This is a genomic window from Bacteroides sp. AF39-11AC, from assembly GCF_003474285.1.
In the GTDB taxonomy this organism is placed as follows: Bacteria; Bacteroidota; Bacteroidia; order Bacteroidales; family Bacteroidaceae; genus Bacteroides.
In genome coordinates this window covers 331,643-357,369 of the sequence record NZ_QROH01000001.1, presented here as the reverse complement: position 1 = coordinate 357,369, position 25,727 = coordinate 331,643, and the positions used below count along the sequence as shown (strand labels likewise).

Sequence of the window (25,727 nt, the reverse complement as noted above, 5' to 3'; positions counted from 1 at the left end):
CTGAAAGTACTCTTTATTACTATTTTATGGTAACTAAAGTTCGTTGCAAAGATTCATCCTCTGAACTGCCACCTACCATAATATCATAAGTTCCTGAACAAACTCTCACCGTATTGGTTTGTTCATCCCACCACTCCAGTTCCTTATCTTTCAAATCGAACTCTATGTTAGCAGTCTGTCCGGCTGGGATAAATACACGTTTGAAAGCACGTAGTGTTTTTACAGGACCTTCCGCATCACCTTGTTTTTTGAGATAAACCTGAACGACTTCTTCACCGTCACATTTTCCCGTATTTGTGACCGGAACAGTTAACTTCAAAATTTGTCCGGCAGTAACCTCGTTCTTATCAAGAATAACCTTACCATAACTGAAAGTAGTGTAACTCAACCCATATCCGAATGGGAACAGCGGGGTATCCTGCATGTATCTATAAGTCCTCCCGACCATATTATAATCTTCGAAATCAGGAAGCTGAGATACATTTCGATAGAATGTTACCGGTAATCTACCCGCCGGATTATAATCACCAAACAGCACTTCGGCAACTGCTGTTCCACCTTGTTGTCCCGGATACCAAGCCTGCAAAATGGCTTCACATTTCTTAGTCTCAGGTTCCAATCCGATAGGAGATCCGGAGCAGTTAACCAAGACAATCTTTTTGCCGGCACGGTGCAAAGCATCAATCAGTTCACGCTGAACTGCCGGAAGTTCAATATCCGTACGGTCACCTTTCTTAAAGCCAGGCAGGTTGACTCCCATTTCTTCTCCTTCAAGACTGGGAGATATGCCACTCGCAAAAATAACGATATCTGCCTCCTTCACTTGCTCAACGGATTTCTGAATATCGACTTCTCTCTTGAAACCAAGATCGAAGTTTAGCTGAGCATCACTTCTAAGATATTCAAAATCGAGTTCTATATCATAGGATTGACCGGCCTGAACTTTCATGGCATGGGTTGTTTTACGGGCACCATGCTTATTAGAGAAACCTTTCACTTCTTCTCCATTTACACGAAGACGCCCGTTTCCGTAACAGTATACTTCAAGTACGATTTCTCCGGATTGTACAGGAGTAAATACACTATTATAAGTAGCAGAGAAGTCCGTCAGATTTACTCCTGGAGCGAAAACCGTGGCACCCGAAGTGCAGAAACGGAAAGGAGTGGTGACCTGAGTAGTAGTCACAGGACTACCTTCACGCGTCAGATTATTCCAGTAACGGGCAGTGAAACCAGGACCATCCGCCGACTTGCATTGGCTGAATGCACTATGAATCAAGGTTCTTTCTACCCACGGGCAACCTTGTTCATAAATCAGTTTATCATCAGCGCCGAGCAAATTCCGTACTCCATCCAGAATAGTTACGGTATGCGGCGGCATTCCATTGTAATTTCCCCATTGCATGACAGAATCATTGGCATTGGGTCCCATAACAGCTACTGTCAGTCCTCCACGCTTCAACGGCAAGAAGTTATCCTTATTCATCAGTAACGTCATGGATTTACGGGCTATTTTCAATGCCAATGAATCATGGGCAGCAGAAGCGACTACAGAGAAAGGTATTTTTGCCCAGGATACTTTTTCCAAATCATCCATTTCTCCCAGCTCGAAACGGGCTTTCAACAAACGTTTCACGGAAGTATTTACTTTTTCCTCAGAGATCAACCCTTTTTTTACACTTTCCACCAAAGCTTTATAGCTGGAACCACATTCCAAATCAGTACCACTCACTACAGCTGCGGCAGAAGCAGACTCAGCGTCCGGATGCGTGTGGTGTCCACGGTCATTATAAAAATCTGCAATGGCACCACAATCGGATACAACTATACCATCAAACCCCCATTCATCGCGTAAGATTTGCATTAACAAGCGGTTGCTGCCACAACAAGGTTCACCTTCAAAACGGTTGTAAGCGCACATCACTTCTTTTACTTCTCCCTCTTTCACTAAGGCTTCGAAAGGCGGCAAATATGTTTCATACAAATCGCGAGGTTTGATATTCTCTGCATTAAAAGAATGGCGGTTCCATTCGGGACCGGAGTGTACGGCAAAGTGCTTGGCACAAGCATGCAACTTATCATAGTTTCCGTCTGCAGAGCCCTGTAACCCTTTTACTACCATTACTCCCATCCGGCTTGTAAGATAAGGGTCTTCGCCATAGGTTTCGATACCTCTCCCCCAACGCGGGTCACGATAAATATTGACCGTAGGCGTCCACATGGTTAATCCCTGATAACGCTCACGGCTGTCTTTAGAAGAATAATAAGTATTCTTGGCACGCGCCTCATCAGACACGGCAGTGAATACATCATATACCGTTTCGGGACTAAATGATGCGCCCATACCTATAGGCTGAGGAAAAACAGTAGCTAACCCTGCACGAGCAACCCCATGCAGTGCCTCATTCCACCAATTATACGGTTTTATACCCAATCGTTCCACGGGACGGGAACCATCCATCATGAGTTGTACCTTTTCTTCCAGTGTCAGTTCTTTCACCAACAGGTCTGCACGTTCTTCAGGAGACAATGAGGTGTTTTTGTAAGATACTTGTCCACAACCAGATAGTAGCAGAAGAGGTAACAAATAAAAGAATTTTCGTTTCATCATACTTTCTTTATTGTTTTACAAAAATAATATATCGAATGAAATGGTACGACAAAAACTGCAAGATTTTAAATCCAATAGAAATGAAATCCTGCAGTTTTTTTTCAAAGTGTTATACTGAATACCTATTATTGTTGTGGTAATCCGTAGCCATTAGTCACTTTACCTTTAGATTGACTGATCGTTTCGTATGGAATGGCCCAATAATAGCAAGGAACACTCTCTTCTGAAGTAATGCCCGGAAGGATATTACTCAAATAAATATCAATATTTGCGGCAAGAGTACTTCCCCAGTCTGTTTTTACATATCCCTCTTTTTCTAACTCAATCGCTGTTTCACTACCCGGAGCAATATATTCAAACAAACCTCTAATAGCTGTATTATGGTTCGATCCATTAACTGATAATCCCAACTGAGAGAAATCCAGTACACCACGCCATCCCGGAAAAAGTACCGGATCGTTTTCATCCGTACAGTCATAAGTCAATTTGGCTCCTGCAACTTGCTTTGTCCAAATATAAGCAGGCAATACATTACCATTCTCAAACTCATGATAACCTTTAGTCTTCAGATTTTCGGCAAGAGTCGCCATCTCATTACGTACTTCCATAGCCTTTTGTGAAAACTTTCCACTCCGCACCAAATCGTAACTCGTATGCCCTTCACCAAAAAGTTCAAATTTCCGTTCCATTAAGATAGCCTCTTCCAAAGCTTCACCGGATAAACCTGAAATATTATGCGAAGAATTTCCAAAAGCTCTTTCACGAATCTGGTTAACCAGACTTACAGCTTCTGTATCTGCACCCAATCCGGCTTTCACCTCTGCCAGCATCAAAATAACATCAGCCACACGCATAATCGGTATATTGAAACCTGCACCCATCTGGGGGCCGACAAAATAAGGAGTCTGGCGACAGATATCCCACTTATTCAGGCAAATACCTCCATCTACTTTAGCACCTGCTTTAAAAGTAAATGCAAGCTCATTGCCTTTACCATCCAGTCCGGTTACCACTGCACTAACATCACGACGTTTATCGGCATTGTCATAACCACCGTAATAAAAACTCGGTACCATGCGTATACCGGCAAATACTTTATTCGGAGCAGTATTATTACCACCGTTAGAGCCACGGCCAAAGTCATAGCAATACATACGGCTTGTTGCCTGATTCTGTACACAGCCAATCTCAAAGATGGCCTCAGGACTCATCAAAAGATCCATTCCATACTGAAAATGGCGTTGGAAAGGGTTATTTGCATAGCTACGCTCATCCGTAGTAACCAACTTGGTAGTTCCGGCATTGGTTGAAATAGCTTTCTGTAAATAGTCTTCAGCTATAGCATAATAGTTTTTATAATCGGAACGACGGGCATAGGCACATTTACGTTTCGTATCTGTACTGAGAGTCTCGAACCGCACACTTCCATAAAGTTCGGGCATATCAGTGCGGATAGTTTGGTAGCCTCCGGCATAAAGAGCCATCTTGCCAATCAATGCATTAGCAAATGTCCGGGTAATGCGTTCACCATTCACCCCTCCCTCACCTACTTTATACATATACGGTTCCACTGTTTTCAGTGTCTCAATCAACGCATCATAAATATCAAAACGTGAAGTTAATCCGTAATCATCCACATAGTTATTCTCATAACCATAGGGTACATCACCACAATGCTTAATCAGATCGAAATAACACAATGCACGCAATGTCTCTGCCTCGCCTTTCAGATGTGTCCAGTCAGAAGTTCTGCCTGCAGCAATATCATCCTGATAGGCTGTTTTAGCCGCAATCAGTTCAGCAGTCTTTGCAGCATAGGAGATCACATTATATAAAGCATTGAAACTACCTTTCATGTGGTCACAAGGAATTTGCTCGGGGACCAGCTTCGCATTGACATTATTGGAGGTGTTATTTTCAGGAAAATATTCAATGTCCGAACGATAGTGGTCGTTCCAGTCATAGGCACCATTACACGATTCACGATAGAGTGCATAAGCTCTTGACAACGTTTTAAGAGTTTCTGCGGGACTGGAAGTTACAAACTCGTCATCAGTATTAGAAGGAGAAGAAGTTTCCAGAAAGTCACTACATTGTGCAAACAAGACACAACAGGCTGATGCAAATACTATTTTTATATACTTATTCATAATTTCATCTTTTATTTAAACGGTTAGAAGCTAAGATTTACACCCAATACGAATGAACGGGCACGCGGATAAGTCCCCCAGTCCATACCTAATTGAGGATAAGTTTTCGTTGAAGTAGACGTACTTACTTCAGCGTCAATGCCGGAATATCCTGTAATCGTAAAGACATTATAGATACTTCCATAAATACGCAGATTACTGATGCCGGCTTTTTGAAGTACACTCTTCGGTAAAGTATATCCCAAAGTCAGTGTATTCAGACGCAGATAAGAACCGTCTTCAATACCCAATGTAGATACATAACCATTTTCACTGTAAGCCAACGGTAACTTAGCATTAGCATTGGCAGCGTTCAATTGTTCCGGAGTAGTCAATGCTACCAGCTCGCCATTCACCACATCATAAATCTTGTAGCAGTCTTTTACAATGGAAAGTTTATTCTCATAAACGGCACCTTCTTTATAGCCGTAAAGTGCTGCCAGCTTATTTACATTATAAATTTCATTGCCATAGCTCCAATTAAAGTACAGACCTAAGTCAAAGTTCTTGTAAGTAGCATTAATATTAAAACCACCGGTATGAATGGGTGTCATATCACCGATAACATCCACATCATCATCATTGATAAAACCATCATCATTGAGATCCTTAAACTTAGCCATACCCGGGTAAGCCAATTGTCCCGCAGGACGTTCGTTCATACCACTATGCAAGTGATAGTTAGGAAAGACAGCGGAAGTAACATCAGGAACACCTTTCTTCAGGGTATACACACCATTTTCATAGGTAAAATCATCGGTAGTATAGAATCCGTCAGCAGTCAAACCACGTACTAAACCTACAGGACGACCTTCTTTCAAAACATAATCTGATTTCGGGAAAGTAGACGAACTTGCCCATTCCGTACCATAAAGTCCGGTAACATTATCGGCCAATTTATCCACCTTACCACGATTGAAGTTGATATTAAAACCGGCTGTAACGTTCCAGTCTCTGTTTTTTACAAGTACACCCTGAAGAGCGATTTCAACACCTTTGTTACTGGTCTGACCCACATTGGCATAAGTAGTAGTAAAACCTGTAATGCCTGGAATGGCCGTTTTCATCAACAAATCCTTGGTAGTATTCCAGTAGGCATCAATCGTACCTGTCAGGCGACTATTGAAGAAACCGAAGTCAATACCGATGTTGCGGGTAACCGTAGTTTCCCATTTCAAATTCTTATTTGCCATATCTGCCGCAAGTGAATAAGAAGGCAAGAAGGCTCCATTCACAGCTCCTTGGTATCTTTTATCACTGGTAGCTTCCCAATTTTGCGCCCAAAGGCTGGAGTTTATGCCATCATTACCTACTTCACCGTAAGAAGCGCGGAGTTTAAGGTTATCCAACCAGTTCACATCATTCAAAAATGCTTCCTCAGACATACGCCATCCCAAAGCTGCTGCCGGAAAGTATCCCCAACGATTACTGGGAGCAAATTTAGAAGAACCATCCGCACGGAATGTAACCGTCAGCAGATAACGTTCCATAAGGTTATAGTTCAGACGGCCAAAGAAAGAAAGGATACGGCTTGGCGTAGAAACACTTGAAGAAAAATCCCCTATTCCCTTAGTACTGTCATATTGATTGATCATAGCAAATGCATTCTCTTTGGTAAAGTTCGCAGGGAAATAAGTTCCCGATGCTTTCATTCCGTCACCTCCCGAATCGGAAACTTCGTGACCGACCAGGATATTCAACCGGTGTATCTTACCAAAAGTAAAATCATAACTCAAGGTATTTGTCCAACGGAGCCCCCAACTATTTTTCTTTTCCAGGTTAGCATTGCCCGCATACAGAACTTCACCGGTATTATCATCCAGATAGTTATTTATGATAGCTCCCGTCCACTCTTTATTTTGGTTCCATGTCTGGCTAAGTGACAAATCTGTATGGTAAGTCAGCCCTTTCACAATTCCCCAGTTCAGCGAGAGAATGCCACGTAATGACTGCTGGGCATTCGGTGCATATTTGTCGTTAATACGGTTTACCGGATTGTATCTGTCCCACTGACTCTGTTTGGCATAGTTTTCAATCATGCCCTCATTCATTGCAGACAGATCACCTAAGATGTCCTCTGTTGCAATCGGACGGAAACGATAAGAGGAAGACAGTACAGAACCACTACCATTTGTAATACCTTCATCACCCATCTTTTTAATATTGGTATAACGGGTATCCAAACTCAAATCAAGGTTCTTGGCTATTTTCTGGTTCACTTTCAATGAAACATTGGCACGTCTGTAATAAGAGGCAAGTTTCATACCATCCTCGTCCATATAGTTAACACCAAACAAAACTTTAGTCTTTTCAGTACCACCCGTAACTGAGAGGTCATGATTATGAGAGAAAGAATCTCCATAAATCTTTTTCTGGATATTATCCATCTTCACATTTCGATAGCTTTCTATACCACCGGGATTGGTATCCGTATAACGACCTATTCCATACAGCTTTTCCAACGGTTCCATATAGCTATTACCACCAACCGAAGCAGCACTGGCCCAGCTATATGCCAGATAATCATAAGGATTGAGTGCATCCATATACTTCGTCGGCGTATTGAACTTTGCATAACCATTGTAACTGACTACTACGCGACCTTCTTTAGCACCTTTTGTTGTCACAAGAATTACACCGTTAGCACCACGGGCACCATAAATAGCAGTTGATGAGGCATCTTTCAGAACATCAATCGACTCTATCTGATCACCCGGAATATCACTCAACGAGCCACTGACTCCGTCAATCAGCACCAAAGGATCATTACTCTGTGAGATAGAGCCACCACCACGCACACGGATAGAGACAGCAGCATCGGGACGTCCGTCCTGTGTCGTCACATTTACACCTGCCAACTTACCTTGCAAAGCTTGGGCAGCATTGGCTACAGGCATCGCTGCTATTTGTTCGCCCGAAACAGAAGCCACCGATCCGGTAAGATCCTTACGCTTTACCGTCTGATAACCGATCACCACGACTTCATCCAAGATTTCGGCATCTTCTGCCAATGTCACATGAACCGGTTGTCCCGCAACAATAGCTACTGTTTGCGTCTGCATTCCGATAAAGCTTATTTCCAATTGTTTGGCTGTACCCGGTACGGAAAGAGAAAATTTCCCATCCAAGTCTGTAATCGTACCGATAGAAGCATCGCTTAGTACTCTGATATTTGCACCGATAACAGGATCACCCCGACTATCGAGCACAACACCTGAAACAGTACGACTCTGTGCAAGAGAGATAAGGCAGATCATACTCATTAAAAGAGTAGCAGCTGTCCTTTGAACAAGTCTTTCAAAATTCATAAGTAATGTGTTTTTAATAGTTAATGATTAAATTTATTCTGTTCTTTCACTTTGCAAAAGTAGCTAACTAATACTACAGCGATGGAACAAAATCAGGTAGCAAGAGTGCACTTTTTCGAAATACAGAAGAAAGAGGGTGGATAATTCGGGCGAAATATCGGCTTTTTCGGTCAAACAGATCCTATGCTTTTCATTTATTACCTTTTTTCCATACATTTGTTCTGCACTATTCAGAACGATACTATGAAACGACTGATTATCTACCTCTTATACTTAATGGTACCGGTGTTTTCATCGGCACAACCCATTTGTCAGATCACTGATTTTACAGCAGAAAACGGACTTCCCCAAGACATTGCATCGGCTGTTTTGCAAGATCAGAAAGGCTTTATCTGGATCTGTACCCGCAACGGACTCAATAAGTTCGACGGATATACATTCAAGAACTACAAATCGGCACCACATAAAGAATATACGCTATCCAACAATCGAATTACCTTTATCTCAGAAACCGCATACGGTGACATCTGGTGTCAGACATATGATAGCAAGGCTTACATATTCGACACTCACCTCGAGATTTTTTATGATGTACTGCAAACAGTAGATAAAGATATGCAAAGGAGAAACTTTGTCCAAAAAGTGTTTCCCCTCAAAGAAGGTATAGCTTGGGTGACATGCGACAAAGGTTATTGTTATAGAGTAGATGAAAAGAGATATAAGGAGAAAGAAGGAATTACACTCTACAGCACATTCAACGGTATTCTGAAAGGCGAACATATCTTCACGATCTTCCAGGACTCCGACAAAGATGAATGGATATTAACAGACAAAGGTATATCTATTGTAGGCAGAAAGAAGATTGACAGCGATTTCCCATTTCAGTTTATCCAGGAATATAAAGGCAGAATCTATCTCGCCTCTGCTTCGGACAAAGTAGCCTATTACAGTCCACAGACAGAAAGTGTGAAATTCATAGAACTTCCTTGCCCCATCAGCAAAATAAGCTCTTTGGATATAACCTCTAATGGATTGCTTGCCATAACTACCAATAATGGCATCATCTTGTTCAATCCGGACACCAATACTTCCCGTTCCATCGATATTCGTACACCTATACAACCTTCCAATGAAGTGATTTCTATATACGAAGACAGAGAGGGAGAACTATGGATATTCCCTACAACTCCCGGAGTAATACGCTATAATCCGGAAACAGGCGAAAAGCAATACCTCTTTACCCCCGAGAAAGAAGTAGTGAACTATGGTAGAGAGAATAAAAACACTATTTTTGAAGACAAGCAAGGCACTTTATGGCTGATTCCTCATAAAGGAAACTTCTGCTACTATGACAGAGAAAGTAAAGAGTTGAAGGCTTTCTATACTGATCCGGACAATCCGCAATCATTATTTGCTCCACTCGTTCGCTACCACTACCAGGACAGACAAGGGAACGACTGGCTTGTCAGTGTCAGGGGTATAAAGAAAATGTCTTTCTATCCGCAAGTCTATAACCTGAAAGGAGTAGACAGGGGATTTGAAATCCGCGCTTTCCTTTTGGACAGTTTAAAACGATTATGGGTAGCTTCTAAAAGTGAATTCGTAAGAATATATCACCCGGATGGCAGCATAGCAGGTTATTTGTCTCCACAAGGAAGAATCGGTAAAGACAAAGTATCGTTTAATGCCAGTGTTTACAGTATCTGCGAAGGAAAGAACGGAACGGTTTGGATAGGTACCAAAGGAGACGGACTCTTCCAACTTACGAAAAAAAGTGATGGAAGTTATCTCGTACAAAACTATACATACGCCTCCGAAGATATATATAGTCTGAGCAACAATGATGTATACACTATATACTCCGATAACCACGATAATATCTGGGTAGGATGCTATGGTGGCGGACTAAACCTGCTGCAACAAACGCCTGAAGGAAAAGTGTACTTCATCAATCATAGGAATAAACTGCAGAACTATCCATTCAGCACTTGTCACAATGTACGTTACATCACAGGGACAGAAAACGGGATATTACTAATAGGAACAGCTTTCGGCTTACTGACATTTTCAAACGATTTTGCACAACCGGAAGAAATCAAGTTCTACAGGAATATACAAAATAAGAACAATCCTTTAAGCCTGACAGGAAACGATATTATGCATATCTATGAAGATAGCCGCAAAGCCATCTACGTATTGACATTTACCGGAGGAGTCAACAAAATCACTTCCAGGACATTGCTCAGTGAAAATATTGAATTTCAATACTATACCGAGCAAGAAGGCTTAAGTTCGGATATGGTATTATCCATGATAGAGGACCCGAAAAAGAACTTATGGATAGCATCCGAAAATGCTCTGTCTAAATTCAATCCAGAGACAGAAGCTTTTGAGAATTATGATACAAGATTTCTCAGACAGAAGCTGAATTTTACCGAAGCTATCCCAGCCATTAATGCCAAACACCAATTAGTTTTCGGTACAGATATGGGCATTCTGGAAATAGTACCGGAGCAGATGAAGAAGAGTGATTATGTGCCTTCAGTTGTTTTCACCGACCTGAAAGTCAATGGAAAGAAATCGACTGTCGCTATCGATGATCTGAAAGAAATAGCTTTGCATCCCTCGGAACGGAACATCAATGTGCAGTTCTCTGCGCTGGATTTCACAAGACCGGATGATATACGTTATGCTTACCGCCTGGAAGGTCTTGAGAAAGAATGGAACTACAGTGATAAAAACAGGCTGGCCAGCTACATCAATCTGCCTGCCGGCGAATACCGACTACAGGTGAAATCGACAAATAGTGACGGAGTATGGGTAAACAATACACGTACACTTTTCATCAAGGTTATCCCTACCTTTTGGGAAACTCCCTGGGCTTTCCTGGCATACCTTGCAGCATTCATTTTACTCACAGGACTCATCCTTTATATCTTCTTTTACATCTATCGCCTGCGTCATCAGGTGGATATGGAGCAGCAATTATCAAATATCAAACTGAAATTCTTTACTGATATTTCACACGAACTACGTACACCATTGACTCTTATTTCCAGTCCGGTCAGTGAGGTTCTGGAAGATCAGACCATTTCTCCTTCCGTACGGGAACATCTGACTGTCGTACATAAGAATACGGAACGCATGTTACGCCTTGTCAATCAGATACTCGACTTCCGGAAGATACAGAACAAGAAGATGAAGGTAATGGTGGAACAAACAGAATTGATTGCCTTCCTGATGAAAATTACAGAAAACTTCCGCCTGATTGCCGAAGAAAAACAGATAGACTTCACATTCAAAGCTAACCAAGAAGAAGTATATATATGGATAGACAGGGACAAAGTGGAAAAAATAGTATTCAACCTGCTATCCAATGCATTCAAATATACACTGCCCGGAAAAACGGTAAAGATTGTAGTACAGAAAACGGATCAGCATATCTGGATCTCCATTATTGATGAAGGTATCGGCATTGCTCCTGATAAGATAGGTTCTCTTTTCAAACGCTTTGAAACACTTAGCAAGAACAACAACATTCTGCAACCTTCATCAGGAATTGGCTTATCACTTGTCAAAGAATTGGTAGATATGCATCACGGAAACATAGAGGTTAAAAGCCAACCGGGAAAAGGCAGCGAATTCAGTGTGACCTTACCTTTGGAACGTGAAGTATTCGAGAAAGATATACAAGCCGAATTAATCCTTGCTGATAGTTCAGAGAATACAGTAGATATTCCAACACCTGCAAACAATGGTATAGTAGAACTGGAAAAAGATTCGGAAGAAGAACTACTATCCATTCTGATCGTAGAAGATAATCGTGAACTGAGAAGCCTGCTTAGAAATATATTATCAAAGAAATACACTATCCTGGAAGCAGCAAACGGCGAAGAAGGTCTGAGACTCGCATCAGAGGCTATACCTGATATGATAATCAGTGATGTGATGATGCCCGTCATGGATGGAGTGGAAATGATTAAATGTATCAAGGAAAATAAAGATATTTGTTATATCCCGATCATTCTTCTATCAGCCAAGGCATCACTGGACGACCGCATCACTGCCTTGGAACAAGGTATCGACGATTACATTACGAAACCATTCAGCTCTTCGTATCTCAAAGCCCGCATTGCTTCCCTGTTTACCAAGCGTAAACAATTACAGGAAATATTTTTGAAGCAGTTATCAGCAAGCAACGAAACCAATAACTCCAAAGACTGGATTCCTTCGGAACCCGAAGTAATGCCGCATGATAAGCTATTCATGAAAGAAGTGATGGATTTCCTGGAAGAGCAAATGGATAATCCGGATTTAGTGATCGACGATTTCGCCAATAAGCTACTGCTGAGCCGGAGTATTTTCTACCGGAAGCTTAAATCCATTGTAGGAATGCCTCCGGTAGATTTTATCAGGGAAATTCGCGTAAAAAGAGCTGCCCAGCTGATCAGAAGTGATGTATACAACTTCTCCCAAATTGCTTATATGACTGGCTTCAGCGATCCGAAGTACTTCAGCAGATGCTTTAAAAAGCACATGGGAGTTACTCCAAGCGAGTATAAAAACTCCATCAATAACGAGGAGGATAATCTGAATCAGTAAAAGATAAAGTTCCTTATAGCCAACCCCTGGCTCTGTCCACGGAACAAGAAGTAAATTTTGGACTTATCTTTTACCGCTTCACTGACCTCAAAGGTCTGCTTCTCCCATTCTCCCAGAATCTGGCTCTGATTTATCGGACAAGTGGCAATCAATTTGCCATCGACGCTTCCCTCCCTTATCTCAATCACTGTTCCGGGAGTTTCTGCCTGAAGCTCAATAGTTACTTTTTGAGGGCTCTGTTTAAAGTACATATTATTGAATACGAGCCAGCTTCCATCCCGTATCCCGGAAATAAACTGCATGGGGCGTTTTGCTATCGGGCGTACTAATTTCATCCCTTCACGATCATCATACTGAGAAAAGTCGATCTCAGTAAATGCATCGTAGTGGTTCCCTCTGCGATTACTTTCTAATTCAAAATAATCAAAATCAGCATAACCACCAGTAGCCTCTTTATTCAGGTTATAACAGCATAGAGCATGACGGATACCCAGGAATCCCCAGAAGTTGGAAACTCCTTCCGGACCGAAACGGTTATATTCAAGATTATCCAAACTATAATAAAACAGTAAAGAACCTTGTTTTGTTACTTCAGTGCGCAGGTATATTTTATCGATTTTGACAGGAAGACTATCGACAACGATCTCTCCTTCTCTCCCACCCTGCCTCAGTTCAAGCCAACAGCCATCCACCTTCTTCCGTACTCCCAGTTGGTACATGACTCTTCCCATAATGCCATTTCCGGCAAAATCACCCTCACGAAGTCCGGATAAATCTAACGAAACAGTTCCGGTACTATATGGTCCTGAGACTTTCTGTGTCAGAGAATTACGTGCCCATTCAAATCCCTTTGCATACTGCGCATAAATCCTGAAATAACCGGGACGATCCGTCAAGCTCCATTTATCTTTCCGGGGTACATGATTGAATTCCCAGACATGAGCCAGTTTTGAAGTACTGAAATCATCCGAATGTTGAGGAAATGTAATCTCCTGTTTAGCCTTGACTGCCGGTTTCCTATAAGTTACCACTCCTTTTCCCGGTTTGCCTTCCGGGCCTACTACCGGCCAGTCCTCTTCCCATCTCATCGGATACAGCATCACACATCTACCCACATAATCCCTGTCCTGGAAAGTATAGGCCCATGACTCGCCTTCAAGTGTCTCCACATATCCGCCCTGATGCACACCGGCATCGGCATAATTGATATCATCATCAATCAGAACCTTGGTTTCATACGGACCGTAAAGATTACGGGAACGACTGATCATCTGTACTCCATTGTATCCCAACGCCGGATTGAAGATATAATACCAACCATTTCTTTTATAAGTGTGGCATCCTTCAAAAAGATATTCATATCCTTTAGAAGCCGTAATAATCAAGGTACCCTCATCATCAGGATCAAGTACACCGGTTCCATCATCTTTCAACCGTGTCAGGTATATCTTTGTCTTTCCATGTGTGACATATTTCTTACCGTCATCATCGATGAAAAATCCCGGATCATACAAACGCTTATCAAACTTATGCATCGAATACGGACCTTCCGGTTTATCACTCTTAAACATCACAAAACCATCATCGGCAATATTAACTCCTATATAATAGATACCATCATGATATTTGATGGAAGGAGCCCAACACAAACGACTATACGCTGTCTGTTCATTCTCCATCCGGTATTGAGGGCGGAAGGTGATGCTATCGTAAGCATGCCCTATAATACGCCAGTTAATGAGATCCTTAGAATGGCAGATAGGAATACCCGGCATAGCAACGAATGAGGAACTGACCATATAAAAGTCTTCACCCACCCGTATAATATCAGGATCGGGATAATCGGCATTAATCACCGGATTGGTATAAGTACCGTCTCCATTGTCGGATGATAAAGAAATTGTAGTTTGTACGGGAATGGTGCACGACTGTACTATGAGCATGCAACAAAGCATCAACAATGCGGAAATGCCATCCGCTATTTTTCCTGTAGTAATAGATAAGTTATACATCTTGCATAAATTAATATAAAGTGATGATGCAAATATACGCGGTACAGGATAGGCGGGAGAGGACAAACAAGTAATATGCGTGCACTTTTTAGGCACACGGATATATAAAAAGCTCCCGATTAAAAGCCCTGACTCTTAACCGGGAGGTTTCTATTTTCAATAGGTAGGTTTATTATTTCTTTATTCTTCGTACATCTTATCTATCAGCTCCTTGTAATTCTTTGCTACTACAGGACGCTTCAGCTTCAAGGTATTAGTCAGCTCACCACGTTCCATACTGAAAGGTTCGGGTAAAAGAGTAAAACGCTTCACTTGCTCATAGTGTGCAAACTGCTGTTGCAAGGTATCTATGCGAGCACGGAACAAACCGATCACCTTAGGATGCTGCAGCAGTTCTTCCATATCCTTATATTCAATCCCTTTCTCCTTGGCATAATCTTTCACGAAGCCATAGACCGGAACAATAAGGGCAGACACAAATTTACGCTGATCGGCAATAATGGCAATCTGATCAATGTAACGATCAATAGCCAGTTTCGTCTCCAAAGCTTGCGGGCTGATATATTTACCATTGGAAGTCTTGAACAAATCCTTGATACGTTCAGTCAGATACAGCTGATCACCTTTCAGATAACCGGCATCACCGGTATGGAACCATCCATCCTTATCAATAGCAGCAGCAGTAGCTTCCGCTTTTTTATAATAACCTTTCGTGATAGTCTTTCCACGCAGGAGAATTTCATTCTCTTCACCGATCTTCACTTCCACATCAGGCATCACGGTACCTACGGAACCTATTTCATAACCTTGATTAAGGAAACAGGAAACAGTAGCCGTCGATTCGGTCAGACCATAACCAACCAACATATTGATGCCTACCGAATGAACAAATTCACAGATTTCATCGGGTACGGCAGCTCCCGCAGTAGGGAAGAAATTACCGTTCTCAATACCAATCGTCTTTTTCAGTAAAGCATAAACCGTCTTTTCGTAGAACTTATATTTCAGTTGATTCATCAACGGCGGAGTTTTACCCTTACGCAGATAATCGATGTTATGTATCTTACCTACCTTGATGGCATCCAACATCATAGCTTTCTTCAAGCCTGTTTCCTGAGCAATCTTCTCCTGCACACCGGCATACACTTTTTCCCAGAAACGGGGAACACTGCACATCAATGTCGGACGGATTTCTTTAATGGTAGTCTGGATATCCACCGGACGGAGGTTGATACAAATCTGCACGCCTTTATGAATACAAAGATATGTCCATGCTTTCTCGAAGACATGTGTCAAGGGAAGGAAGTTCATGGAGATATCTTGGTCACTCATGTCTACCAAACGGATATCATGGATACGGAAAGCCTCCATATAGTTAGAGTGATGCAACATTACCCCCTTCGGTTCACCAGTAGTACCGGATGTATAAAGAATGTTCGCAAGGTCATCATCCGATGCACGGGAAGTACGTTCTTCCACTATATCGTTGTTCGGCAAACCTTTTCCTGTTTCCAGGAACTCGTCGAAATAGATGGAAGTCATGTCACGAGGGTCGCGTACAACAGCCCGGTCGAAGATGATCAATTGCTGCAACGATTGACAAAAGCCAAAGACACTGAAAGCCGCATCATACTGGAATTGCTCGCCTACGAAGATATAACGTATCTGAGCATCATTGATAATGTACTGTGCCTGTGCAGGTGAACTGGTAGCATACAGAGGTATGGTCACTGCACGGTTAGCAAATGCCCCGAAATCCACATAAAGACATTCGGGCTTGTTCTGAGAAAAGATTCCTATGTTTTCTTCCTCCTGCACTCCTAACTCTATGAGTGCATTCGCAACTTGTCGAACTGTTTGTGAGAATTGATTCCAGGTAATGGGTATCCACTGCGACGTTTCGTAATCCCTGTATTTCAGAGCCACCTTGTCGCCATACTTCTCTGCCCGTCGATGTACGAGGACAGATAAATGATGATAAGTCATATTATTCATATATTGGTAAATACCTGGCAAAGATAGTGGTTTCAAATGAAACTATTTCTATCTTGAGAATTAAATGTTTAGTATATACTTCTGTAATATTAGTACGATCTTACCATAAAAAGGAAGTGATCACTCCATATTTCTGTTCTTTTTTCCAAAGAGATACAAATATATGTATATATTTGCAACCGATAGTTTTTTAAATATCAATACAATAACTTAACTGACATGAAAAAGATTCTAGCATTAGTCGCCATACTGGCGATAGGTTTAGGGAGTGTAAACGCACAGGAAAACCTTAGATGGGGCGTCACGGCAGGTATGAACAGTAGTAAATACTCCAACAGCTTTATGAATAGCAGAACAGGGTTCCACGTAGGAGTAAAGGCAGAAATGGCATTGCCACAAGTTGCTGAAGGAGTTTACCTTGAATTTGGCGGATTATTGACATCAAAAGGTAGTAAAGCTAACTATGGCTCATTGGTAAGTCTCAAGCTTAATCCGTATTATCTGGAAATTCCGGTTCATATGGGATACAAATATGTCATAAATGAAAACTTTGCTGTCTTTGGAAATGCAGGTCCTTATGCTGCTATCGGCGTATTCGGTAAAATTAAAGCCAAAGCTGACCTTAGTAGTGCTGGCGGAAACATAGATTGGGGAGAATGGGGAATAGATCCCAGTGATTTAAAAGGTGAAGGTTCTGAAAACATATTCGGAAAGGATAAAATGAAACGTTTTGATTTAGGCTTAGGACTTAAAACAGGTGTTGAATTCAATCAGAGATATCAAGTCGCTATTAGCTATGATTGGGGATTACTTGAAACAATAGACAATAGTGATTGGAAAAACCGTAACCTAATGATTTCCTTCTCCTATATGTTCTAAACAAATATAAGATAATCAGAAAAGGGTGCCAGCGAGCACCCTTTTCTTTTCCCTTCTCTCCTTCTTCCGTACCCTTTTATTCATAAACACCAACAGCCGAAGAGGCATTTTTATTCTGTCTATTAAGCATATTTCAGTATTTATCCGTAAGTTTGCATCACAATAATTTAACTGATTGAGATATGACTTACGATATACCTACAATGGTTTCTGAGGCAACCGGAGTTCTTAAGTCTCTGATTGCGATTCCTTCCATCAGCCGCGATGAAGAAAAAGCGGCAGATTATCTACAGAATTATATTGAGCTGCAAGGCATGGCAACCGGGCGAAAAGGTAATAATATCTGGTGCCTCAGCCCGATGTTCGATTTAAATAAACCCACATTGTTACTAAACTCACATATTGACACCGTGAAAGCCGTGAACGGTTGGCGAAAAGATCCGTTTACACCAACCCAGGAAAGCAACGGAAAACTATACGGGCTGGGAAGTAATGATGCCGGTGCAAGCGTTGTCAGCCTATTGCAAGTCTTTCTGCAACTTTGCCGCACTACACAGAAGTACAATCTCATTTATCTAGCTTCCTGTGAAGAAGAAGTGTCCGGAAAAGGTGGTATCGAGTGTGTATTACCGGAACTTCCCCCGATCCACTTTGCCATTGTAGGCGAACCTACCGAGATGCAGCCCGCCATTGCTGAAAAGGGATTAATGGTACTGGATGTAACTGCTTACGGTAAAGCCGGACATGCTGCACGAAACGAAGGAGATAATGCCATATATAAGGTATTAGAAGACATCGCTTGGTTTCGCGACTATCGCTTTGAAAAAGTATCTCCGCTGTTAGGTCCTGTAAAAATGAGTGTAACACAAATAAATGCAGGTACACAGCATAATGTCATTCCCGACCGCTGCACTTTTGTGGTAGATATCCGCAGTAACGAATGTTATAGCAATCAGGAACTATTTACCGAAATACAAAAACATATTTCTTGCGAAGCCAAAGCACGTTCGTTCCGCTTAAGTTCTTCTCACGTAGAAGAACAACATCCGATAGTACAGCGTGCCGTAGCAATGGGACGTGTGCCTTTTGGTTCTCCTACCCTCTCCGATCAGGCACTGATGTCATTCCCTTCTCTCAAAATGGGCCCGGGAAAGAGTAGCCGTTCCCACACCGCAGATGAGTTTATTTTCATTCAGGAAATAGAAGAGGCTATCGGGTTATATCTGGAACTACTGGATGGCGTCACCTTACAGTCTTTAACTAACTGGTAATCAAATAATAGCATTTACCAGTGGTTTACTGCAAGATGTAAAAGCATTTACTTCGGCATGTAACGACCTTTACTCCTTATTGTAACGACCTTTACCTCGGTATGTAACGAGCTTTACCTCGGCGTGTAACGGTCTTTACCTCGGCGTGTAAATAGAGTTACCATATGGGGGTTCAAGAATTATGGTGTCGAACCGTTCAACTACTATTATGAGTTCACGATCACAGACATAACACACGAGTATAATGGAGTGTTATTTATAAAGGAATCCATTCCAGTATAAACAAGAAAAGGCAGGTATAGAGCATCAGCGGCTCAGCCACGGTTCCGGATTCAGTTTTTCCTTCTCCTTACGCAACTGGAAGTGAAGCACCGTACGCCCATTGTCAGCACCGTCCGAGAATATCTGCCCGATATTTTGCCGGGTAGTTACAGTATCGCCCGTCTTCACTGAGGCTGAAGATAAGTTACAGTAGACAGATATGTAGTTTCCATGACGAATCAAGATATTGAAAAGACCGTTCAACTGGAAGACAGCAGCCACCTTTCCATTAAAGATAGCACGTGCCTGCGCACCGGGCTTACCCTGAATGTCAATACCCTTATTATCCAGTTTTACATTACGAAGTCCTTCTACGGAATACTGTCCATAGCGGCTGGTAATAATATAGGGTCCTGTAATAGGCATTGGCAACTTGCCACGGTTGCTAATAAAGCTACCGGAGAGTTCCCGGTCTGCCTTATCCATCATATAGGTTTCAAGAGGCGCCGCTTTCTTTGTTGTAGTCTTTTCGGAAGAAGAAGTTGCCGTCGGTTTCGTTTCTTTGGCAGCAGCTTTTTTACGGGCAGCAGCTTCCTTACGGGCTTCTTCAGCTGCACGTTTACGGGCTTTCTCTATTTCTTCGGCTATCAAACGATCGATACGTGCATTCAACTGGTTAGCTTCCTTACGCTTTTTATTGAGTTCATTTTGCAAACCGCGTTGTTTCTTCTGCAGGTTGGACACCAAAGTCTTCTTTTCCTTTTCCTGAGCTTCCAACTTTTCTTTTTCTACTTCACGCTCTTTCAGTAAACTGGCCTTCGCTTTCTTTACCTGTTGCAGTTCTGTTTTCTTTTGATTGACTTGTTCTTGTTTTTTCAGAATCTCTTCACCTTGCAGACGCTGATAGTCGGCATATTCGCGCACATAGCGCATACGACGATACGTCTGCGACAGCGTTTTAGCAGAAAGAATAAAAAGAAGCTTTTCCTGAACGGAACGATTCTTATACAGATATTGGACGGAAGCCTCATACTTCTTTTTCTTATCCTTCAAATCGTTTTCAAGGCGGACCAATTGCCGTTCCAATTTAGATAGTTCACGGTCTATAGTCTCCATATCATTATTGATGGTAAGAATATACCGTTTCCGCTCCTCTATCTGTCCGGTAAGGGCGGCAAGCCCGTTCAACTGGCTGCCTACGTCTTTCTTTGTAGTGTTCAAGAGCGTTTCCGATTCAGCTATCTGCTTTTGCAAAGCGCCCCGCTTATTTTCCAACTCCTTAATAATCTTATTGGATTGGGCACAAAGCGGCAGAGCCAGACAGAAACAACCTATGAAGATACAAAGAAAATGTCTCATAACTTCGCCAGCATCTCTAAAAGTTCAGTCCATTCAACTTTAGTATATCTGGAAGACACCTGAGTAGGTGTCAACGATATCTCTTTGTTCGAGAAGTCGGTAAGGACAATTTTACCTTTCTCTAAAGAAGGGATACCCAGTTCTTTGCCCGTCAAAGTGGCCTTACCACCGGGTTTGGCAGCATCAAAAAGAATCTTTTCCAGATAGGCAAAGTCTACCTTCCTGGGCAGAATGTCCTTCAATTCTTTGCGGGTAGCCTGAACATAACGTTTTCCCATACGATCTACTACCAGTACATCGTTGGGAGTGATTTCCAATCGAGCTATTTCACTGCGAAGAATAGGCATCAAAAAAGAAAGTTGCATACGTTCTCCGCTCACAAGCTTCATTGTACCATTCACTGTAACTGTACCCCCTTTATTAGGAATAGTCAGTTGTACCTTAGAAGACAAATAGCGAGGTTCTCCTGTTGATGAAGTCATTTTCTGGGAAGTCTTACAGCCGGAAAGACCTACCACTAAACTTAGGAGAAGCCAAAAGGGCAGGATACGAATACGTCCTGCTGTGCTGTATTTGCAGTGTAACACTCTCATTCTGGTATATATTTCTTTTTCTCAATCTTCTTTTTCAAAGTTTTGGACTCACTGCCCATTTCCCGAGCCTGTTTCCAATACTTCAAGGCGCCGTCCACATCACCGGTCATATAGTAGATATCACCGCAATGCTCTACAATGGTGTCACTCTTATCACCTTCATTTTTCATAGCATCATCTATATAAAGGCGTGCTTCAGCATAATTGCCTTTCTCAAATAAAATCCAGGCATAAGTATCCAGGTAAGTAGAATTATTCGGCTCAGCCTTCACGGTTTTATAACTCATTTCCTCCGCTTTATCCAGATCACGACGTTCCAGAGAAAGATAATAGGCATAGTTATTCATGGCTCCGATATTCGCCGAATTGTAAACCAATGCAGAATCATAAGCGGCATAGGCTTCTGCATTCATCTTTTTCGTATGATAAATATCACCCATGATGGCATAAAAATCGGAAACGACTTCTTTCTTGCTCTTTTCCGTAATGTTTTCCAATGCCTTCTGGCAAACGGCAAGTGCATCGTCTGCCCGTTCTGCCTGATTATAAGCTATAGCAAGATAGAAATAGAATTCCAACATATCCGGATTGGATTCAACACCTGCCTCACAAAGCCGGATCACTTCTTTATAATCTTCCTTACGAATCGCCTCACCCAGAAGCGTCATACGGGCGGCAGTGTTGGTAGGGTCTATGTTCAACACCTGTTCCAGCACAGGCATTGTCTCTTTATTCATCCCTTTGGAAAGGAGATATTGGGCATAGAGCATAGGCATTTGTGCATCGTCCTGATCCTGTTCCAAGATACGGTCGAAAAGGCTAATCACGCGAGTACTATCCTTGCCTGCCCGTTCATTCTCAACCACAAACTGGCGCATCACATTTAATTTAGTATCGGAAGGTACTTTCTTGTTCAGCAAAAGGGTATCCAATTGCTGTTCATAGAGCTCTTTCTGTCCGGTCTGCTCATAGTAGGATGCCAATGAGTACATGGCCATGGCATTATCCGGTTCGGTAGCAAGTACTTTCTTGTACATGTTGTAAGCCTCATCCTTTTTGCCATTCTGCATATAGACATCACCCAGCACTACCTGATAACGCATATCCATCGGATATTCTTCCACCAGACTTTCAATCTCACGGAAAGCACTCTGATTATCTTTCATCTGCAAGTAGATGCGGAATTTCTCCATACTGAGTTGCTCGTTCTTACCCATCTTTTCTTCCAGACGATTCAGAGTAGTAATCACATTATCATACTCTTCCAAACGATTATATATTTCCAGCAAGCTGTACAGAGCATCCATCTTATCCGGGAAGCGGGCGACCATGCTTTCCAGCAAGTCAGTAGCCTTTTGCATCTCGTTCTGCTGCTGATACAGGTTTGCCAGTCCCTGACTATACCAGTAATTATCCGGATCATTCTCCACAGCTTTTTCTAAAGCTGCCTGTCCCTGGGGAACTTGTTTGAGGAACATGTAATATTGCGATATTTCATATAGAGCCGATGACGCATTCGGATTAATGGTCAGACAGTGCTGCAACAAATCGAAAGCAGCTCCATAATCATTTTGCATCTTCAGGCGGGAAGCTTCCAGAAAGAAGTAATCGTATTTACGCTGTTGTTCGGGTGTAAGCACAACCTGCGTCTTCATCCCTTTCCGTTGCTTCTTACCTCCCTGACGGGAAGTACCACACGATACAAGTAACGCACACAACAAGAAAAGCGATAGTATATTAAATCTAATCTTCATTATCAGTTGCAATTATCAATTGTTACACTCCCGTATGGCCGAAACCACCGGCACCGCGCACCGTTTCATCCAACACTTCCACTTCCTGCCAGGTGGCTTGTTCGTGGCGTGCTATTACCATCTGGGCTACACGTTCCCCATCTTCTATCACAAAAGTCTCCGATGACAGGTTTACAAGGATGATGCAAACTTCCCCACGATAATCGGCATCAATCGTTCCCGGAGAGTTCAACACAGTAATACCTTTCTTTATAGCCAAACCACTGCGAGGACGTACTTGTGCTTCGAACCCCGGCGGCAGGGCAATATACAATCCCGTAGGTACCAGGCAACGCTGCATCGGAGCTAACGAAATAGGTTCTGAAAGATTAGCACGGATGTCCATTCCTGCGGACAGTTCGGTGGCATAAGCCGGAAGCGGATGTTTCGATTTATTAATGATTTGTACGTTCATATTCAAGTCGTTTACTATATTAACGGGCGAAAATACGGAATTTGAAGCAAAATAATGATACATTTGCAGTTAAATAATAACAAAGTAACCATGATGAATTGGAATACCCTCATATCTGCCAAGCGTTTCGGACTGGAAGAGTTTCACCAAGAGCGCCACGAAAACCGCTCTGAGTTCCAGCGTGACTATGACCGTCTCGTTTTTTCAGCTCCTTTCCGCCGCTTGCAGAACAAAACCCAAGTTTTTCCCCTTCCGGGTAGTATTTTCGTACACAACCGCCTGACACATAGCTTGGAAGTATCCTGTGTAGGGCGCTCATTAGGGACTGATGTAGCCAAGGCAATCCTTGCCCGTCAGCCCGAACTGCAAAATTCTTATCTTCCAGAAATAGGTTCCATCGTATCAGCTGCCTGCCTGGCACACGATTTAGGTAACCCTCCCTTCGGACATTCCGGAGAGCGAGCCATCTCCACTTTCTTCTCCGAAGGAAAAGGTATGGCACTGAAAGAGCATCTGCCTGCCGCACAATGGGAAGACTTGACACATTTTGAAGGAAACGCCAATGCCTTCCGCTTACTCACCCATCAGTTCGAAGGACGGCGTAAAGGTGGTTTCGTTCTTACCTACTCCACTCTGGCAAGTATCGTAAAATACCCCTTTTCATCGAGTTTAGCCGGCAAAAAGTCTAAATTCGGTTTCTTCACTACGGAAGAAGAAAGTTTCCGACGGATAGCCGAAGAACTGGGTATGAAAAGATTGAATGATGACCCACTGAAATATGCCCGCCATCCACTCGTCTATCTGGTAGAAGCGGCAGACGACATCTGTTACCAGATGATGGACATTGAAGATGCCCATAAACTAAAGATACTCACCACCGGAGAAACACAAGATTTACTCCTTTCCTATTTCCCGGAAGAGCGCAAAACACATATGCTCAAAACGCTCGACATTGTCAGTGACGTCAATGAACAGATTGCATATCTGCGTTCCTGTGTCATTGGATTGCTTATCCAGGAATGTACCCAAGCCTTTCTGAACAATGAAGAAAGAATATTGGAAGGAGAATTTGAGGGAAGTCTCATCAAACATATATCCGAACTGCCTGCCAGTGCTTACAATCATTGTGCCGACATTTCTCTAAAGAAGATTTATCGCTCACGCGACGTATTGGATATTGAACTTGCCGGTTTCCGCATCATCAGTACCCTGCTTGACTTAATGATAGATGCCGTTCGTTCACCTGAAAAGGCTTACTCACAGCTACTCATCAACCGGGTATCCGGCCAGTATAATATAAAAGCGCCCATACTCTATGAAAGAATACAGGCGGTATTGGATTATATCTCCGGTATGACAGATGTCTTTGCTCTCGACCTCTACAGAAAGATCAACGGCAACAGTCTGCCAGCAGTATAAGTTGTGCCTCAGGCACAACTATTATCTACTCGGAAAGAATACTTTATTCGCCCCGGAGGTCAGTTTGCAAGACTCCGGTTCATTTTCTATGAACGATTGGATATGGCGGATACGCTTCTCTGCAAGAATTTCGTCCACAGCAATCAGGATACCGGTTTCTTCCACATCACCGAAACCATAGTTAATAGCGGTACCAAACATACGCATGGTTGGGCTCAGGCTCATATATGCATTCACCAACGGCGGGATATTATAACCCAACTTACGTATCTCACAATTCAGTATCTTATAGTCTTCCTTAAATGTCTTCTTACAAAACAAAGCAGCCAGATCAGCCTCTTTAGCTTCCATTTCCAACGGTTTCATCGGAGTAATCAGACTATCCTTATCCGCAAAATGCTTTTTCAGAAAATAAAGAATCATGTCGCGTCCCTGGCGGTGATAGCTTGGATACATAGTAACTTTACCGAAGAAATATTTCACATTCGGCATAACCACTGTCAGTGCTCCCAGTCCGTCCCACAAATTATCTAATGCAAACAAGCCTTTGCTACCAGCACGGGTGGACTGATACTCTACCGTAACAAACGAACGACCTAACTCGATTGTAGTAGGAAGATACTCCTTCAGGAACTTTTCAGAGAAATTGAACATATGAGCTGTAGCCAGAATAGGAGCACCATGTTCGTCATATTGAACATCCGTACCAAGGAGATAACGGTAACCGCCCAATATTTCTTCTGCCTCCGGATTCCAAACAATCAGCTGTTTATAAGGATTTTCCATGATATCATATTCATCGATATCCAGCGGTTTTCCTGTTCCCCCGCCTGCCGCACGAAAAGCAATCTCACGCAAACGTCCGATTTCCTGCATTATATTCGGAGAATCCTGAGCTGTAATGATATAAATCTGATTATGGCTCTTGTTGGTCGTACGCAGACGCTTATCTTCGGTCAATTCCGCTTTCAGAAGTTCCTTACTTATAGGTTCAATAATCTCTTCCATATTTTTTTGTTA

Annotated in this window: 14 protein-coding genes; 4 read left to right on the top strand and 10 right to left on the bottom strand. The window is 42.4% G+C overall.

Annotation, left to right across the window (positions count from 1 at the left end; translation table 11 throughout):
- Positions 1-19: 19 nt before the first annotated feature.
- The 3 genes from xyl3A to DW036_RS01150 all read right to left on the bottom strand — a co-directional run bounded on the left by xyl3A (position 20) and on the right by DW036_RS01150 (position 8,063).
- A complete protein-coding gene (xyl3A, locus tag DW036_RS01160) occupies positions 20-2,608 on the bottom strand; it encodes a xylan 1,4-beta-xylosidase (protein WP_118461153.1) in 2,589 nt (862 codons plus the stop codon).
- 128 nt (positions 2,609-2,736) lie between these two features.
- Positions 2,737-4,761 carry a RagB/SusD family nutrient uptake outer membrane protein gene (locus tag DW036_RS01155; protein WP_118460645.1) on the bottom strand — a complete coding sequence of 675 codons (2,025 nt, stop codon included), beginning with the start codon at positions 4,759-4,761 and terminating at the stop codon, positions 2,737-2,739.
- Between the two features lie 23 nt (positions 4,762-4,784).
- Positions 4,785-8,063 carry a TonB-dependent receptor gene (locus DW036_RS01150; RefSeq protein WP_118460643.1) on the bottom strand — a complete coding sequence of 1,093 codons (3,279 nt, stop codon included), beginning with the start codon at positions 8,061-8,063 and terminating at the stop codon, positions 4,785-4,787.
- Positions 8,064-8,351: 288 nt separating this feature from the next.
- Here DW036_RS01150 and DW036_RS01145 point away from each other — a divergent pair, with 288 nt between their 5' ends.
- Entirely contained in the window at positions 8,352-12,710 is a 4,359-nt protein-coding gene (locus DW036_RS01145) for a hybrid sensor histidine kinase/response regulator transcription factor (protein WP_187374539.1), read from the top strand.
- Here the strand turns inward: DW036_RS01145 and DW036_RS01140 are convergent.
- Positions 12,704-14,722, bottom strand: coding sequence for a family 43 glycosylhydrolase (locus tag DW036_RS01140; protein ID WP_118460641.1), 2,019 nt, complete (start codon positions 14,720-14,722; stop codon positions 12,704-12,706). The genes DW036_RS01145 and DW036_RS01140 overlap by 7 nt on opposite strands.
- Before the next feature lie 180 nt (positions 14,723-14,902).
- The gene (locus DW036_RS01135; protein ID WP_118461149.1) at positions 14,903-16,708 is read right to left on the bottom strand and encodes a long-chain fatty acid--CoA ligase; all 1,806 of its coding nucleotides are present in this window, start codon (positions 16,706-16,708) and stop codon (positions 14,903-14,905) included.
- A gap of 228 nt (positions 16,709-16,936) precedes the next feature.
- Here DW036_RS01135 and DW036_RS01130 point away from each other — a divergent pair, with 228 nt between their 5' ends.
- Positions 16,937-17,596, top strand: coding sequence for a porin family protein (locus DW036_RS01130; protein WP_118460639.1), 660 nt, complete (start codon positions 16,937-16,939; stop codon positions 17,594-17,596).
- A gap of 182 nt (positions 17,597-17,778) precedes the next feature.
- Complete coding sequence (locus DW036_RS01125; RefSeq protein WP_118460637.1) at positions 17,779-18,867, top strand: M20 family metallo-hydrolase; 1,089 nt, start codon at positions 17,779-17,781, stop codon at positions 18,865-18,867.
- Between the two features lie 306 nt (positions 18,868-19,173).
- Here the strand turns inward: DW036_RS01125 and DW036_RS01120 are convergent, their stop codons facing one another.
- Genes DW036_RS01120 through dut form a run of 4 tightly spaced genes read right to left on the bottom strand, consistent with a single transcriptional unit; the run spans position 19,174 to position 23,288 of the window.
- The gene (locus DW036_RS01120) at positions 19,174-20,487 is read right to left on the bottom strand and encodes a murein hydrolase activator EnvC (protein WP_118460635.1); all 1,314 of its coding nucleotides are present in this window, start codon (positions 20,485-20,487) and stop codon (positions 19,174-19,176) included.
- The gene (locus tag DW036_RS01115) at positions 20,484-21,080 is read right to left on the bottom strand and encodes a DUF4292 domain-containing protein (protein WP_118460633.1); all 597 of its coding nucleotides are present in this window, start codon (positions 21,078-21,080) and stop codon (positions 20,484-20,486) included. Before DW036_RS01115 ends, DW036_RS01120 begins: the two co-directional genes overlap by 4 nt.
- Positions 21,077-22,834 carry a lipopolysaccharide assembly protein LapB gene (locus tag DW036_RS01110; protein ID WP_118460631.1) on the bottom strand — a complete coding sequence of 586 codons (1,758 nt, stop codon included), beginning with the start codon at positions 22,832-22,834 and terminating at the stop codon, positions 21,077-21,079. Before DW036_RS01110 ends, DW036_RS01115 begins: the two co-directional genes overlap by 4 nt.
- A gap of 22 nt (positions 22,835-22,856) precedes the next feature.
- Entirely contained in the window at positions 22,857-23,288 is a 432-nt protein-coding gene (gene dut, locus DW036_RS01105) for a dUTP diphosphatase (protein ID WP_021968203.1), read from the bottom strand.
- A gap of 90 nt (positions 23,289-23,378) precedes the next feature.
- Here dut and DW036_RS01100 point away from each other — a divergent pair, with 90 nt between their 5' ends.
- The gene (locus DW036_RS01100; protein WP_118461147.1) at positions 23,379-24,707 is read left to right on the top strand and encodes a deoxyguanosinetriphosphate triphosphohydrolase; all 1,329 of its coding nucleotides are present in this window, start codon (positions 23,379-23,381) and stop codon (positions 24,705-24,707) included.
- 21 nt (positions 24,708-24,728) lie between these two features.
- Here the strand turns inward: DW036_RS01100 and DW036_RS01095 are convergent, their stop codons facing one another.
- The gene (locus tag DW036_RS01095) at positions 24,729-25,715 is read right to left on the bottom strand and encodes a GNAT family N-acetyltransferase (protein ID WP_118460630.1); all 987 of its coding nucleotides are present in this window, start codon (positions 25,713-25,715) and stop codon (positions 24,729-24,731) included.
- Positions 25,716-25,727: the final 12 nt, after the last annotated feature.

Bases quoted from the DNA above. Each gene is read 5' to 3' on its own strand.
- DW036_RS01150 (WP_118460643.1), bottom strand. From the start codon at position 8,063: ATGAGTATGATCTGCCTTATCTCTCTTGCACAGAGTCGTACTGTTTCA.
- DW036_RS01115 (WP_118460633.1), bottom strand. From the start codon at position 21,080: ATGAGAGTGTTACACTGCAAATACAGCACAGCAGGACGTATTCGTATC.
- DW036_RS01125 (WP_118460637.1), top strand. From the start codon at position 17,779: ATGACTTACGATATACCTACAATGGTTTCTGAGGCAACCGGAGTTCTT.
- DW036_RS01155 (WP_118460645.1), bottom strand. From the start codon at position 4,761: ATGAATAAGTATATAAAAATAGTATTTGCATCAGCCTGTTGTGTCTTG.
- DW036_RS01135 (WP_118461149.1), bottom strand. From the start codon at position 16,708: ATGACTTATCATCATTTATCTGTCCTCGTACATCGACGGGCAGAGAAG.
- dut (WP_021968203.1), bottom strand. From the start codon at position 23,288: ATGAACGTACAAATCATTAATAAATCGAAACATCCGCTTCCGGCTTAT.
- DW036_RS01130 (WP_118460639.1), top strand. From the start codon at position 16,937: ATGAAAAAGATTCTAGCATTAGTCGCCATACTGGCGATAGGTTTAGGG.
- xyl3A (WP_118461153.1), bottom strand. From the start codon at position 2,608: ATGAAACGAAAATTCTTTTATTTGTTACCTCTTCTGCTACTATCTGGT.
- DW036_RS01145 (WP_187374539.1), top strand. From the start codon at position 8,352: ATGAAACGACTGATTATCTACCTCTTATACTTAATGGTACCGGTGTTT.
- DW036_RS01110 (WP_118460631.1), bottom strand. From the start codon at position 22,834: ATGAAGATTAGATTTAATATACTATCGCTTTTCTTGTTGTGTGCGTTA.
- DW036_RS01100 (WP_118461147.1), top strand. From the start codon at position 23,379: ATGATGAATTGGAATACCCTCATATCTGCCAAGCGTTTCGGACTGGAA.
- DW036_RS01095 (WP_118460630.1), bottom strand. From the start codon at position 25,715: ATGGAAGAGATTATTGAACCTATAAGTAAGGAACTTCTGAAAGCGGAA.
- DW036_RS01120 (WP_118460635.1), bottom strand. From the start codon at position 20,487: ATGAGACATTTTCTTTGTATCTTCATAGGTTGTTTCTGTCTGGCTCTG.
- DW036_RS01140 (WP_118460641.1), bottom strand. From the start codon at position 14,722: ATGTATAACTTATCTATTACTACAGGAAAAATAGCGGATGGCATTTCC.